Origin of the sequence: Pseudodesulfovibrio nedwellii, from assembly GCF_027923765.1 — a bacterium.
GTDB lineage: Bacteria > Desulfobacterota > Desulfovibrionia > Desulfovibrionales > Desulfovibrionaceae > Pseudodesulfovibrio > Pseudodesulfovibrio nedwellii.
Genome location: NZ_AP026709.1, coordinates 1,617,719 through 1,632,541 on the forward strand (window position 1 = coordinate 1,617,719; position 14,823 = coordinate 1,632,541).

A 14,823-nucleotide genomic window follows, 5' to 3' on the forward strand; every position below is an offset into this window, starting at 1 on the left:
TTTCTCGTACAGGCTTCGGCTTCGCCGCAGAAAACTTGCTGTAAACGCGACCTCGACTGCCTGATTATTCCCCGACACCCCACGCCTGACACTTCCACCTGCTCGATAAAGCGGACTGCATTCGGTTTCACAGGATGCCGTATACTTTCGTGCCATAGGCTATAAACCACTGACCTCCGCTGACCAAAAATCACGGAACAACAGAAAGGATTACAATAATGGATCAACAATCAACACCGCGCGGAAGCGCACTGCTCCCACTCCTGTTCTTTCTCGCTCTGTTTATAGGAACAGGATCGTATTTATCCGCACAGGGTGTGAGTATGGCCTTTTATCAACTGTCCGCAGCTGTGGCCATTCTTCCGGCCATAGCTCTCTCCCTTGCCATGGGTAAAGGAAAGCTGGACAGCAAGATCAACATTTTTCTCAAAGGTGTCGGTGACATCAACATCGTCACCATGTGCATAATCTACCTGTTGGCAGGAGGATTCGCCTCAGTCGCCAAGGCCATCGGTGGCGTGGATGCCACCGTCAATCTGGGCCTGACCTTCATCCCGGCAGAACTCGTCCTTCCGGGGCTGTTCGCCATCGCCGCTTTTGTTGCCACGGCCATGGGAACATCCATGGGAACAATTGCCGCCATTGCCCCCATTGCAGCCGGAGTTGCGCAACAGACCGATATTTCCAGCGCTGTCCTCATGGGGACCATCGTGGGCGGTGCTATGTTCGGCGACAACCTCTCCATGATCTCGGACACCACCATCGCCGCCACCCGTACTCAGGGATGCGCCATGAGCGATAAGTTCAAGATGAACGTACGCATTGTCCTACCAGCGGCATTGGCAACACTTATACTGCTCGGTCTATTCGGCTCGGCGGGTGGCGTCACCCATGTCGGCGATTGGGAATTCATCCGGGTACTGCCCTATTTGGTCATTCTGGGATTGGCGATTGCGGGCGTGAATGTCTTTGTCGTTCTGGCCTCGGGAATTGTACTAGCCGGAGTAGTCGGTCTCTATGCCGTACAGAATTACTCCCTACTTACGTTGTCCAAAGATATCTTCGCGGGTTTTACCGGCATGCATGAAATCCTCGTTCTGTCCATGCTCGTAGGCGGTCTTGGAGAACTCATCCGTTACAACGGCGGCCTGCAATGGTTGCTCGAAAAGGTCAACGCCCTCGCACTCAAGGCTGGACGCGGCAATAAACGAAGATCCGGTGAATTCGGTATTGCAGCACTGGTCTCACTGGCCGATGCCTGCACGGCAAATAACACGGTCGCCATCATCCTTACCGGACGACTTGCCAAGGAAATCGCAACAGATACCGGCGTTGACCCACGCCGTAGCGCAAGTCTTCTGGATATATTCTCCTGCATTGTTCAGGGCGTGACCCCATACGCGGCTCAAGTTCTCCTCGCAGGTTCCATCGCCGGAATATCCCCCGTGGATGTTGTTACGAGCAACTGGTACTGCCTCGTACTTGCCGGAATAGCTATCGTGGCTATCGTCACTGGCTGGCCTACACTCAAGAAAAAAGCGTAACCAGGCCACACACCACAATCAGAAAGGGCTGCCGTGCATATGCACGACAGCCCTTTTTAACACGATTGACGACAATAAAGCGCCAGAAACCGCATCAGGCTTAAGTCTACAAACGACCTACCAGCCCTTGGACTTCAGGATGTCATTCACCTTGTCAGCGGTTTTCTTTTCCACGATGACCATTTTCTTGGCCTGAGCCTTACGAATCTTTTCGGTCAAAGACTCGATGTCGGCGGGCTTCTCCATGAAGTCCATGGCACCGAGTTTCATAGCCTGAATTCCAGCCTCAAGGGTTGCCTGTCCTGTGAGCAGAATGACCTGCATCTCAGGATGACTTTTCTTGATGACCTTGAGCATGTCGATGCCGTTCATGTCAGGCATCTGCAAGTCAAGCACGATGGCATCGTATTCGTTATTATCCAATGCAGTGACAGCATTACCAGCGGTCTCAGCAGTGGTAACGTTCATGCCACGCAATTCCATCCGCTCGGACAGAGCTTCCAAAAATTCAACTTCGTCGTCGATAAGCAGTACTTTTTCAGCCATTGTATTTCTCCTGAAAGGTATGATGTAATATTACTCGGCCCCGTTCTGCGCCCTGAGGAACAGTTCGGTGGTCCGCAAATCTTCATCCGTCGAAACATCGACGTTCATGGTCTGCGCCATGGATGAAAACGATTCGTCATTCTTCAGTGGTACATCCTTTCCGGGAGCGGAAAGGGAGAACGATGCTCCACCATTGACGGGTTTCACGCTCACGACCAGGGAGTCGCCTGCGTCCATATTTTCAACAGCGGCTGCAATTGAGGAGTGCAGCACCTGCATCAGATCAAAGGGGTTGGCAGACAGGGAGACCGGTTCACAGTCACCCATTGTCAACCGAATCTGCTGCATGTCGGCAAGACGAGTTGCCAATGCAGTGGTCAAATCGAGAATCTCCACAAGGTTCACTTCATGAACATCCTCATCCGTTGAATGCGCAAATGCGTTCATATTCTTGATAATGGAGTCGCCACGCCTGATCTGGCCTTGGATAGAGTTGGCGGCACTCTTCAGCCGATCGGGCTGGAGAGGAATGCCGCGTTCTGCCATAAGCGTCAAGTCCTCGATCAAGCCCGCTGCCTCATTGATGACGGCAAAAACGTTCTTGATCTCGTGCGACACGGACGCGCTAACGCGTCCGAAAAATTTAAGCCCTTCACGGGTATTCATTGTCTGTGTCATGAGCAAATCCCCCTGCGTCAGCCGACGGCTTCCTGAATTTTGGCCATCAGGTCTTCAATCTGAATAGGCTTGATCAAATAATTACACCCGGCTGCGCAGCCAGCTTTGAAATCGGATTCCGAACCATGGCCGGAAAGAAAAATATACTTCATGCCCGGATGTTCTTTGGCCAAGAGTTTCATCAGTTCCAAACCACTGAGTTTGGGCATTTTCATATCGAGCACTGCTACGGCATATTCAGTTGCGGCAGCCATTTTCAGGGCTTCCTCTCCATTATCGGTCCAATCCGCGTCTACATCACGAAATCCAAGTCTTTCAGCCATGGCGGAAACCAATTCCACTTCATCGTCAACCAGCAGTACTTTCATGTTATTTACGCCTTATCTGAACCCTGAAGGGGCATTGTTATGGTAAACACCGTTCCTCGACCAACTTCACTTTCCACAGCCATGGTGCCGTCCAATTCCTGAACAAGCCCATAGGTAATGGAAAGTCCGAGACCTGTGCCACCAGTCTTCTTCTTGGTCGAAAAAAACGGATCGAAAATCTGTTTGATATCTGCTTCCGGGATACCGCATCCGTCATCTTCCACAGAAAAAACCAACCGGTTCTCAGTAATCCTGCGTGCAGAGATAGAGAGTTGCCCGCCATCGTTCATGGCCTGGAATGCGTTATTGATCAGGTTGAGAAAAATCTGTTGCAGCTTGCCACGGTCAGACACGAACGGCGGCAGGTTTTCAGGGATATCCATGGTAATGGATATGGACCGATACTCTGCTTCCTTGCGCAAAAAGTCGATGACCTCTTCCGCCAACTCCTTGAACTCGATGGAATCCATTTCCACGTCAATATGACGGGCAAAGCTCAAAAGTCGTTTGGTAATCTTGCCGCAACGTGCCACCGAACCGAGAATGGACTTGATATTCGCCAGCAACCGCTCGTCGTGGGCATATTCCTGCTTGAAAACAAAGAGATCGTTAATGAGTCCAGCCTTCTCATTAATAATGGCCAGTGGATTGTTTATTTCATGAGCAACACCAGCAGCCAGCCGACCAATGGAAGCCATACGGTTGGTGTGCTCCATACGATGCAACGTCCGAGCGCGGGTCTGGTCCGCGACATAAATTTTATTAACCATGTAGGTCGCCACACCCACGATAACCAGCATGATGATAAAGATACTGACAGCCAGAATCCACACAAGTTCCATACGTATGGTCTCAAGAGGCTTCATCAGCCCAGCAGTGTCCTTGACCACAAGAATGATAAACGGCGTGCCGCGTACATACGCATACCCGACAGTCAAATCAGTTCCGTCCTTTGCCTTGATCTGGTTCACGCTGGTCCTTTCGGAATACGCAGGCAAAACAAGGGCAACCTTGGAAAACAATTCTCCGTGTTCTCTGGAAGGGGTCTGAATGACTCCGTCCCGATCAACAAGTATGGCATCCCCGCCACCGGGCAGATCTATGGCAGACAAAATGGCGTTAAACTTGCCAGTATCCAACGTGGCTCGAAGCACGAAATCTTTACCGGTCTTCTTGTCACGAACCCTACGCGCCACGATCAGGTGCGGTTCGTCTCGGAATCCGAGAAAAACTCCACTGATGTAGGCTCCACCCTCCATGGTGCTATCAAACCATTCCTGCCCACTGTAATCGATACCAAGCAGATCATGCGGCCCGATATAAGCCACCTGCCGACCTTTGGGATCAACAATACCAATATCTACGAAACCACCAAAACTGGCTTTCAACGAATCCAGGACGGATTTGAGATTCTCACAATCACGCAAACTGGAAATACCTTGATGCTTGACCAAAAAGTCCAACGCGTTGGTACGCTCTTCAAGAAAATAAGCGACAGTTCGCCGTGCATTGGATGTAGTTCGTGCCGTGCGCAACAGGTTTTCAGATTCAAGAGAACTCCGGGTGACGCTATAATCAATAAAAGCCATGACCAACAACGGAACCAAAGCGACAACCGCCAGAAGTGCAACGGCAAAGCGCCAGATGCGACGGTAGTTGAACAGGTTCTTGCCCGGTCCCTTGCTGGGATCGATATCCCAGAATTGCGGTCTGATTTTTGCGAATATCATAACGTCACCCGGTTTTGATTACTTGATTCCCTGGACTTTTTCGTTAGCCGCCTTGAGCGTTTCACTCAAGATGTCAATGTCCACGGGTTTATGCAGATAAGCGAATGCACCCAGTTCCATACAGATCTGACGATCCTTTTCCGAGCCATGACCAGTCAGGATGATGACCTGAATATTCGGATGGTCAGACTTGACCCGGCGCAGAACCTCGATACCGTCGATGCCAGGCATCTTGAGATCGAGAATCATGACTTCAGGTTCGTCTTCCTGCACCAGATTCAGGGCGGATTCACCATCATAGACGACTGCGGAACCCATGTCGCGCATCATCAAACGCTCGGACAGAGTCTGGACAAACTCACGTTCATCATCAACCAACAGCACCTTGGACGGGATGTCAAAGTCCATCTTACGATAGATATCGGTCTGATGAAAGCCTTTGCCGACCAAGGTCTCTACGCTGTCCACACCGTCAACAGCACTCACGATGTCGGCCAGTTCGCGCTCAAGGCGTTCCAGCATCAGGACATGCTTGTTAATGGTCAGAGTAACGTTCTTGTCCTTAGCGGCTACGAGCACATTATGCCCTTCGGTAGCCAGCACGGTTCCTACCTTGGCTGCCAGCAGGAAGTCGGCAACCTTGGTACGAGAAGCGTCCGTGACCTGAACAGCCTCATTGGCAAGCTGCTCAACAATAAGGTCCACGCTACGATCCACACCAGATGTACCCACAGGTACAATTATATCATATAAAGCCTTGGACCAAGGATCGTTCACGCCCTTCAGGGATTCAACCCAGGCGGCACGATCACTGTCGTCCTTATGAATAAGCTTGAGGGCATGCTTCTCGGCAAAGCCTTCAGTTCGTTCGGCCACAGCCAGTCGTTCTTTCATCTCGGAAACGAGGCACACCTTGAGGATGTGATCGATCTCGGGAGCCGACAACTGGGATGCGAAACCGGAAAACAGAAGCTTGTCCTGATCCATCAGCTTCTTTGCCATGGCAAACCGGAGCCAGGCAACAGCCCGTTCCTTTTCATGGCTGAATGCGTTGAAAACAGAACCCTTTGCCTGAAAGGCTCGGGCCATTTTATCCTCGGACAGGCCGGAGAGTTTCGCGGCCTCGGCCACAATTTCCTGGTCGGTGACGAGGCGGTATCCCGTGGCGTCCACCACGCGTTTGACCACGACACCAGCTTCCGAGAACAGGCCGTTGAATACAGTTATAACAGACATTGTCTACTCCTTGTTTGTCTCGGACTTATGCGAGACGGCAAACAGTTGTCAGCGGGCAGTTGTCTTCCTGACCGTCAGCATGCGCGCTCTCGTGAGTGGCACAAATGGCGGTTTCCATGGTCGGGTAGACGTGGTCCTTGCCAATCTTTTCCAGCAAGTGAGTGCGTTCGAGCACGGCCATGACCGCCTCGTTGACACCACACAAAGAGATGTCCAGCCCAGAGGCGCGGACACGGTCCACGATCAGGGACAGTGCTTCCTCACCGGAAGCGTCCATGTCGTTAATACCATTGGCGACGATGATGATATGCCTAAGTTTGTCATTGCCCATCATGCGATCAGTGATCTGATCTTCCAGAAAACTCGCATTGGCAAAGAACAGCGGACCGTCAAAACGGACCACGGCTATATGCTGACATTCCTTGAGACCGAACGCCGTGGCGTCGCGAAGAGACTCGTCATCTGAACGAGACAGATTCGCGACCCTGGGGCGCATGGACTTGTACAGGAATACGGCCAGAGACAAAGCAACACCAACCATGATGCCCTTGTCCAGATGCGGCGCAAAGGCCAATGTGCACAGGAATGACAGAATGGAAATGGCACCATCATACCACTGGGCTTTCCAGGCATGAATAAAACCGGAAGCGTTGATGAGACCAATAACGGCCATCATAATAACTGCGGCCAACACTGCTTGAGGCAAATGGTACAGCAACGGTGTAAAGAACAGCAATGCGATAACGACCATGAGCGAAGTAAAGACACTTGACATGCCAGTGACTGCGCCTGCCTGGAGGTTAACCGCTGATCGCGAGAATGAACCGGATGCAGGGTAGGATTTGCCACATGCGCCGAGCATATTAGCGAGACCCTGACCGATAAGTTCCTGGTTGGGGTCAAGACGCTGACCGGTTTTGGCGGCCATGGCCTTGGCAATCGAAATGGCTTCCATGAATCCGAGCAGCGAAATGATGGCCGCGAACGGAAGCAGATGCAACATGACCTTAAGGTCCAGAGCAGGAGCCGAAATAGACGGGATACCGGAAGGCACAGTGCCGACGACTGCGCCGCCGCCCATCATTTTCATATTAGAAGTATCAATCTTGGTGTTGCCAACTTTCAAACGCCAGGTGCGACCATCAACGACCATATTAGCCGGGATAGTACCCTGGGTATAAAAAGCCATGTTGCCGCCAGCTTCCTCTACACCGTCAAACAGTGTTGCCCGAAGCGTAGCGCGTTGATTATGCGCTTCCAACTTCAAACGGGAAATCTGCACGTTGATAACGCTCAAATCATGTTCGGCGTCAAGAATGCCCACAGCGTCCTTGGCACTCTTCGCTTCATCCATACGACCATTGAGCGCGGTACGTTCAACACCCAACTGATCGATACCGGCAATGGCAGTATTGAACTTGACGATGGATTCACGAACTTCAGGAGCCTGAATAGTGTCGACGGTAACTGTGGCGTCATGGTTGAAACCCAGCCCCCAGGACAACGCTGTGGTCACAACGACAGCCACCAGGACATTGGGAATCTTGGGGTTGATACGCTTCAGCACAATCATAATGGCAAAAGCGAGCACCCCCATGGCAAGCGTTGGTAAATGAGTATAATGAAATGCTCCTTCAACCACGCGAATGATAGTTTCATAATGATGTTCCGCCTTATCCACATACACGCCGAACATCTTGGAAAGCTGTGAAGACGCGATGATAATGGCAGCAGCATTGGTAAAGCCGTTAACGACCGGGTGAGACAAAAAATTGACCACGAGACCGAGTTTGAGCACGCCGAGCATGAACTGAAAAAGTCCGACCATGAGTGCAAGAAGAATTGCGTACGCGATGTATCCCTCACTACCTGCTGTTGCCAGCGGTTCAAGAGATGCTGCGGTCATGAGCGAAACGACTGCCACCGGGCCGGTTGCCAGTTGACGGCTGGAACCAAACAACGCGGCGACAAGCGGAGGTAGAAATGATGCGTACAGGCCGTAATAGGCGGGCATGCCTGCCAACTGGGCGTACGCCATGGATTGTGGAATGAGTACAAGGGCAACCGTCAGACCCGAAATGGCATCCGCTCTGAGCGACGCCACGTTGTACCCTTTGAACCAGTCAATGAACGGGAGTATTTTCGAAAGCATTCAGCCTCTTCCTTGCTATGGAGCCTGTAACATTCTGCGGCATGTGAGCATCAGTTCATTGAACAATGCGCCCGCATCATACAGGTTGAAGTTTTTGAATCGAACCAGACCATCCACCATCGTAAACAAAATGAGTGCCGATTTTCGGGGATGAATATCCTGATTGATGGAATTGTCTTCCTGCCCTGTCACAATTGCCTTTTCGAAAATATCGACCAGACAATTATAAATAGCTTCCAGATTTTTCCTGAACTCCGGGTTTGACTCGGAGAACCTGTAAAGAAAATGCCTGTGCAACAGCAAGAATTTATCTTCCAACAAACCGGCCAGGTACAGATAGAAAGAAACGACCTCCTCCGCCATCTCCAGACCAGAATTAAACGGTCTGTTCTCAAAGAACCGTTCGAACTGATCAACAATCTCGTCCCTGGTCTTTTCCAGGATGGCCAACAGCAAGCCTTCTTTATTCTTGAAGTGATAGAAGATTGTTCCCTCAGCCACTCCGGTCAATCGGGCCAATTCCTGAACCGACGTATCCGCAAACCCCTTATTCGCGAATAGAACCGTAGCAACTTTGAGTATGGCTTCTTTCTTTTTCATGCTGTCAAATCATCCTTTTCCGAAAACCGAGTGTTCACTCAGTTTTTCGATTTATACGTTTCAATCGACTAGAATGTCAAAAAAAACACCAAAACTGAGTATGCGCTCAGTTTTAGTATTAATCAACCTTAAATCATTGAACAAGTCTCGAAGGCTCTGCGTCCGACTCAAAAAAAATATGAAAAAAAATGCGAAAAAAAGACAAATTTGCGCGCATTCGCGTCTGGAATGGCACCTTTTCTTAAAGCTTACCGCGGCATTTTCATACTTCATTACTATATAATAAGCCGTGCAATTTGCATTTTATTTACAATTGCCTGAAAAACTAGCGAGTTAGTTCGACAAAAACGAAAAAACACTGGACATTCCCATCCTATAAGAGCAAAGAGGACGCTGTGATTCGCTCGGGGTGACTGGAGGGTCTACCTGATGCGCTTCAAGGAGGATGCTCTCAAGCCACACCACAAGGGGGTGCGTGTGGTATCCTGCATCGATTATTCAAATCGACAGCACATTTCGACACACATCAAACAAAGTGTGACAGTATATGGAAAATTTACAGAAAAAATATGGCTTTTGGACTGCAACCGCCATGGTTGTCGGTATTGTCATCGGCTCCGGTGTCTTCTTCAAAGCGGACGATGTTCTCAAGGCGTCCGGCGGAAGTCTTTCTACCGCTCTGCTCGCATGGCTCATCGGTGGTTCAATCATGGTTGTCACGGCTTACGTGTTTTCCAAGATCGCTACTCGCATCGAACGAGTCAACGGCGTGGTCGACTATTTTGAACAGGCCTACGGCAGAAAAGCCGGATATCTGGTCGCCTGGTTCATGACCTTTATATATTACCCAACACTGGTGGCCGTCCTCGCATGGGTTTCAGCCAACTACACAGGCGCTCTGCTGGGTATGGACAACATTGTCTGGCCCGTCTCCTTCGTCTACCTGACCGGTTTCTTCCTGCTCAACTATTTCTCGCCGGTCCTGGCCGGTAAATGGCAAGTCACATCTACGGTCGTGAAGCTGATTCCTCTGGCTCTGGTTGCCGCAGTCGGTGGCATTGCCGGAATATCTAGCGGTATGACTCTGGACAACTTCACCAACGCTGCACAGACTGTTGCCGGCAGCGGCGGCGGACTGGCCGTGGCAACCCTGTCCACAGCCTTCGCATACGAAGGCTGGATCATCGCCACAGTCATCAACGCCGAACTCAAAGACGCCAAGACCACCCTGCCACGTGCTCTGGTTGTCGGCACCATCGCCGTCGTCTGCATATACATGCTCTATTATCTCGGCATTTCCGGCGTCCTGACCAACGATCAAGTTCTGGTTGCTGGCAACGATGCTCCGGTTGAAGTCATCGCCCTGATTTTCAGTAAATTGAGCGGTACCATCCTGACCGTATTCGTCATCATCTCCTGCCTGGGGACACTCAACGGCCTGATCATGGGCTCTGCACGCGGCATGTTTTCCATCGCCTCTCGCGACATGGGACCCAAACCTGATTTCTTCAAGCGTATCAATCCCCAAACCAACAGCACCACCACTTCGGCCCTGATCGGATACATCCTTTCCTGCCTGTGGCTGATTGTCTGGTACGGCAACTTCATGGGATGGTGGGGCCAGTTCATGGATATCTCCGAACTGCCCATCGCATTCCTGTACGTAATCTACATCTCCATTTACATCTGGGTGATGAAAACATTCACCGACCTCGGAGCATTCAGCCGTTTCCTCTGCCCTCTGTTGGCAGGATGTGGTTCACTCTACATCATCTGGGGCGCAATCCAGAAAGACATGTTCATGCACTTTCTGATTCTCTCCCTGCTCATTCTCGGCATCGGCTTTGCGTTGATGAAGAACAAACGTTAACAAAATACGACCCATTACAGCGGGCCGCTTTTCCGGAATCTTCTGGAGAAGTGGCCTGTCTTGTTTCCACGCTGTACTTCTTCCAATAGGGAGTTGACTCAATGGTCTTTCGATGATTGAGTAGAACGCGCTTCACAAATGAACTATTACTCATGTTTTCATACAGGATATATCATGCCCGAACTTTCCATCAAAGACATCGAAACAAAACTGCGCTCCCTGCTTGGCGAGTCTATTCCGACTGCCCCTGCAAACAACGTCAACGAGGCGCTACGAGTTGCAGATGCACTTGAAGAAAAAGGCTATTCCTTTGGGCTGAAGGACCTCTGTGCAAAAAGTCTCTGCGACACATCATGGCAGGCCAGCTTCACCATGAACGGTCAGGACGCCATGGCCGAAAATTCCGAAGCTGCCGTGGCCATCTGCGTGGCCGCCCTTGCAGCTCTGGAAAACGAAACACCTGAGGCCTGATCGAATTTCCCAGCCACAAGGAGTTCCCCGTGAGCCACACCGCCCCATCCTCCGCGCAATACCAGGCGATCCTGGAAAGCATCTCGGACGGCGTGTTCACCGTGGATCAATCTTGGCGGATTCTCTCATTCAACCGTGCCGCCGAAGAGATCACGGGAATTCCCCGAGAAGAAGCCATTGGCAGACGATGTTCTGAAGTCTTCCGTTCGACCATGTGCGGCGATAAATGTTGTCTGCGAGAGACACAACGCACTGGCAAACCTCTGATCGGACGTACCGGCTACATCATTGATGCCGACGGAAACCGTATCCCCATCAGTCTGTCCACAGCGGTTTTGCGGGACACAGACGGCACTGTCATCGGCGGAGCCGAAACATTCCGAGATCTCAGCGAAGTTGAAGCATTGCGAGACGAACTCGAAGGCCGCTTTCGCGTCGGCGATCTGGTCAGTCGCAGCCCTCTCATGCAACGAGTTTTTTCTTCACTCGATCCTATTGCAGCCAGTCCGAGCACAGTGCTTATCCTCGGTGAAACCGGAACCGGCAAAGAATTGATCGCACGAACCATCCACGCATTAAGTGACAGGTGCGACGCCCCATTCGTGGCCTTGAATTGCGGTGCGCTGCCTGAGACTCTACTTGAATCCGAATTATTCGGCTACAAGGCAGGAGCCTTCACTGGCGCACGCCGTGACAAGCCGGGACGATTTTCAACAGCAGCAGGAGGCATCCTCTTCCTTGATGAAATAGGCACCATCAGTCCAGCCATGCAGGTGAGGCTACTCCGCGTTTTACAAGAAAAAACATTTGATCCTTTGGGCAGCATCACCCCAGAACATTCGGACGTGCGTATCATTGCGGCCACGAACAGCGACCTCACAGAGTTAGTCAAACACGGCGATTTTCGCGAAGATTTCTTCTACCGCATCAATGTTGCCCGCGTAGACCTCCCCCCTCTACGCCAGCGAAAAGAAGATATTCCTTTATTGGTCATGGATTTTATCCAACATTTCAACGCGCTTCAGAACAAGCAAGTGGAGGGTCTCGCTTCTGAGACTCTTTCCCTTCTCATGGTCCACGACTGGCCCGGCAATGTGCGAGAACTCCGCAACACCATAGAACGAGCCTTTATTGTTTGCCACGAAGGATTGATTGAACCGGGACATCTTCCCGATGAATTCCTTCGTTCTGGAAGCACACAAATTCCCATGACCACAGGTCTAGAAGCCGCTGTTCAGACAGTAGAAACTCAACTTATTCGGGACGCCGTCATACGCAACCACGGCAATCGACTGGCTGCAGCCAAGGAACTTGGCATCCACAAAAGCACACTGTTTCGCAAGATTAACCAACTCGGTATTGACCTCCCCCGTCACGACGGACGTTCTACGTCTTCTCCCAAAAAGTAGTTGCATATCCGCGACTCTATTTGTTTACAGAGTCTCTCAAACGAGACTCTTCAACACTGCGAACCCTTCCGACTCTCTCTCATTCATCATTTAAAACAACGCGTTAAGAGTTCTTGTTCCAAAAAGGATTTCTGGCACGCTTGATGCTTTTATCCTGACAAAGGAGCAAGGCAACCATGAATGCGGCCTTCAGCGTATGGGAAGATCGGATAGCTCCGGTCTTCGACGTGACCACAGAATTGGTCATCGTCGCACAGAACCCGGATAGGACTGGAATCAAGCGAGTATCCGTACAGGACAACTCGCCGTCCACTCTAATAGCCACCCTTCTAGGGAGACATGTATCCGTTCTTGTGTGCGGCGCCATTTCGCGCCCACTACACAATGCCGTCACAGCACGAAACATTGTCGTCCACCCCTTTATCAGGGGAGGATTAGCCAAAGTTATCAATGCATGGCGGACCGGGGACCTCGAAGACGAACGTTTTCGCATGCCCGGTTGCGGAAATAGGCAAGGCCGTTGCCACGGAAATCAGGAAACTCTCCCCGGTCAGCGAGGGACAGGTCGCATGAATCGCTTTGGAAGAAGACATGGCGCCCGTCCCTTCACCTCCATGACCGAAGGCAGTGACTCTCGTAAAACCTCCGACACTGCATCCAGACAGCAACCACTGTGCCGCTGCCTACGATGCGGGCTGGTTATGCCTCATGTGCCGGGGGTGCCTTGCACCGAACATCTATGCCCCAATTGTCATATACCAATGGTACGGGCGTAATAACTGAAACAAGGAGGCAATCATGCCAGGAAGAAATGGATCAGGACCAATGGGAATGGGTTCACGCACAGGACGAGGTCTTGGAACCTGTACCGGCGTTAACGCACCCGGATTTGACCAGCAGTACAATCAAGGATTCGGACGTGGATTTGGCATGCGTAACGGCATGGGCAATGGCATGCGTAACGGCATGGGCGGTCAGGGATTCGGATTCCGTGGCGGCCGTGGCGGTCGTGGCGGATTCGGCTATGGACAGGGAATGAACTCCGGGGTCAATGCGCAATACGCATCCACACCCCAGAACGACCCGCAGGCTTTGAAAGATCAAGCTGCTTACCTCGAATCGGAATTGAAAACGATTCAGGAACGCATTGCAGCTCTGGAAAACGAGACTGACAAATAATCTCGTTTAACCACACATTCAGGCGGTCGCAGGGCACAATCCCGTGGCCGCCTTACACCAGGAAAACAGTCTGGCGACGCGCTTGAAAAACTCTTCGCCACAGGGAGTAACCATGACGAAAATCGGCATCATCCGCTGTGAAAAAAACGAATCAAAATGTCCGCTGACCGGGTGTATTACCTGTCTTGCTCAGGGAAAGCAGGCTTTTTCAGCCTATGACGCCACAGAACTCGCCGGAGTATTCACCTGCCGGTGTCCGGGAGATAGCGTAGAAAACATGGCAAAGATCCTCAAAGCCAAAGGAGCCGAAGCCATCCACGTCCCAACGTGCCTTTTCGCCAGCAAACCCGACGGGGAATGGATTATGGAGCAAGGTGGCTTCTGTCCTGACATTGATCAACTTGCAGCCCGTATCCACAAGGCTACAGGTCTCCCCTGTATTAAAGGCACTGCCCATCTGCCGGAAGGATACACTCCCAAAATTTAACGTTCTCGCACCACCATTAAACGAGGATAGCTTCATGCTCATGACTGATCTGTTGCCCGAACAACAATGGCTTGAACTGGAAAAAACCCTGCACAATGACTGGGGCGTCAATGCCTGCGCTTATGATGCGAACGGCATGACATTCACCGGCTTCAAAAATTTCGTCAATCCACTCTGCGCTGAAATAAAATCACACCCTGAAGGCATTCAGGCCATCTGCTCTGTTGCCCATCAACACATGGCGAAACAAGCCAAATCTTCAGGAAAAACCGTCATTGAACAGTGCGATGCAGGCATGCTCAAAATATGTACCCCAGTGTTCAAGAACAAAGAATTTATCGGCATTGTGGGTGGCTGTGGCAGAGTACCGGCCGACAAGGAAGTAGAAAACTTCACCATCCACAAAGCGATCAACGTTCCACTGGACACTGTTGACAAATTATCCGAAGACGTACCTGTAATAAGCATGAAAAAGGCCCGCGACATGGCGAGCTTTCTGGAAGATTTTATCGAACGGATCCCCTGCGCCTGATCTTGTTCACGCGCTTTCGCA

At 51.2% G+C, this 14,823-nt stretch carries 15 protein-coding genes; 8 read left to right on the forward strand and 7 right to left on the reverse strand.

Features of this window, described 5'->3' with window-relative positions; translation table 11 throughout:
* The first annotated feature begins 218 nt into the window (after positions 1 to 218).
* On the forward strand, positions 219 to 1,544 hold the full coding sequence (locus tag SYK_RS07610) for a Na+/H+ antiporter NhaC family protein (RefSeq protein WP_281762987.1): 1,326 nt from the start codon (positions 219 to 221) through the stop codon (positions 1,542 to 1,544).
* Between the two features lie 117 nt (positions 1,545 to 1,661).
* Here the strand turns inward: SYK_RS07610 and SYK_RS07615 are convergent, their stop codons facing one another.
* Genes SYK_RS07615 through SYK_RS07645 form a run of 7 tightly spaced genes read right to left on the reverse strand, consistent with a single transcriptional unit; the run spans position 1,662 to position 8,854 of the window.
* Complete coding sequence (locus SYK_RS07615) at positions 1,662 to 2,090, reverse strand: response regulator (RefSeq protein ID WP_281762988.1); 429 nt, start codon at positions 2,088 to 2,090, stop codon at positions 1,662 to 1,664.
* A 30-nt stretch (positions 2,091 to 2,120) separates the two neighbouring features.
* On the reverse strand, positions 2,121 to 2,768 hold the full coding sequence (locus SYK_RS07620; protein WP_281762989.1) for a sensor histidine kinase: 648 nt from the start codon (positions 2,766 to 2,768) through the stop codon (positions 2,121 to 2,123).
* A 17-nt stretch (positions 2,769 to 2,785) separates the two neighbouring features.
* Complete coding sequence (locus tag SYK_RS07625; protein WP_281762990.1) at positions 2,786 to 3,136, reverse strand: response regulator; 351 nt, start codon at positions 3,134 to 3,136, stop codon at positions 2,786 to 2,788.
* A gap of 5 nt (positions 3,137 to 3,141) precedes the next feature.
* Positions 3,142 to 4,866 carry a sensor histidine kinase gene (locus SYK_RS07630; protein ID WP_281762991.1) on the reverse strand — a complete coding sequence of 575 codons (1,725 nt, stop codon included), beginning with the start codon at positions 4,864 to 4,866 and terminating at the stop codon, positions 3,142 to 3,144.
* An 18-nt stretch (positions 4,867 to 4,884) separates the two neighbouring features.
* A complete protein-coding gene (locus SYK_RS07635; RefSeq protein ID WP_281762992.1) occupies positions 4,885 to 6,102 on the reverse strand; it encodes a response regulator in 1,218 nt (405 codons plus the stop codon).
* A gap of 25 nt (positions 6,103 to 6,127) precedes the next feature.
* Positions 6,128 to 8,254 (reverse strand): SulP family inorganic anion transporter, encoded by a 2,127-nt coding sequence (locus tag SYK_RS07640; RefSeq protein WP_281762993.1) that lies wholly within the window; start codon positions 8,252 to 8,254, stop codon positions 6,128 to 6,130.
* Positions 8,255 to 8,269: 15 nt separating this feature from the next.
* Positions 8,270 to 8,854, reverse strand: coding sequence for a TetR/AcrR family transcriptional regulator (locus SYK_RS07645; RefSeq protein ID WP_281762994.1), 585 nt, complete (start codon positions 8,852 to 8,854; stop codon positions 8,270 to 8,272).
* Positions 8,855 to 9,401: 547 nt separating this feature from the next.
* Here SYK_RS07645 and SYK_RS07650 point away from each other — a divergent pair.
* The 7 genes from SYK_RS07650 to SYK_RS07680 all read left to right on the forward strand — a co-directional run bounded on the left by SYK_RS07650 (position 9,402) and on the right by SYK_RS07680 (position 14,802).
* Positions 9,402 to 10,724: an APC family permease gene (locus tag SYK_RS07650; protein ID WP_281762995.1), complete on the forward strand. Its 1,323-nt coding sequence runs from the start codon at positions 9,402 to 9,404 to the stop codon at positions 10,722 to 10,724.
* Positions 10,725 to 10,898: 174 nt separating this feature from the next.
* Positions 10,899 to 11,195, forward strand: coding sequence for a hypothetical protein (locus SYK_RS07655; RefSeq protein ID WP_281762996.1), 297 nt, complete (start codon positions 10,899 to 10,901; stop codon positions 11,193 to 11,195).
* A gap of 29 nt (positions 11,196 to 11,224) precedes the next feature.
* Positions 11,225 to 12,604 (forward strand): sigma-54 interaction domain-containing protein, encoded by a 1,380-nt coding sequence (locus SYK_RS07660; protein WP_281762997.1) that lies wholly within the window; start codon positions 11,225 to 11,227, stop codon positions 12,602 to 12,604.
* Positions 12,605 to 12,780: 176 nt separating this feature from the next.
* Positions 12,781 to 13,380, forward strand: a complete 600-nt coding sequence (locus SYK_RS07665; RefSeq protein WP_281762998.1) for a hypothetical protein — start codon at positions 12,781 to 12,783, stop codon at positions 13,378 to 13,380.
* Between the two features lie 22 nt (positions 13,381 to 13,402).
* Positions 13,403 to 13,783, forward strand: a complete 381-nt coding sequence (locus SYK_RS07670; protein ID WP_281762999.1) for a DUF5320 domain-containing protein — start codon at positions 13,403 to 13,405, stop codon at positions 13,781 to 13,783.
* A 112-nt stretch (positions 13,784 to 13,895) separates the two neighbouring features.
* Positions 13,896 to 14,270 carry a CGGC domain-containing protein gene (locus SYK_RS07675; protein WP_281763000.1) on the forward strand — a complete coding sequence of 125 codons (375 nt, stop codon included), beginning with the start codon at positions 13,896 to 13,898 and terminating at the stop codon, positions 14,268 to 14,270.
* A 34-nt stretch (positions 14,271 to 14,304) separates the two neighbouring features.
* On the forward strand, positions 14,305 to 14,802 hold the full coding sequence (locus tag SYK_RS07680) for a PocR ligand-binding domain-containing protein (RefSeq protein WP_281763001.1): 498 nt from the start codon (positions 14,305 to 14,307) through the stop codon (positions 14,800 to 14,802).
* Positions 14,803 to 14,823 lie beyond the last annotated feature (21 nt).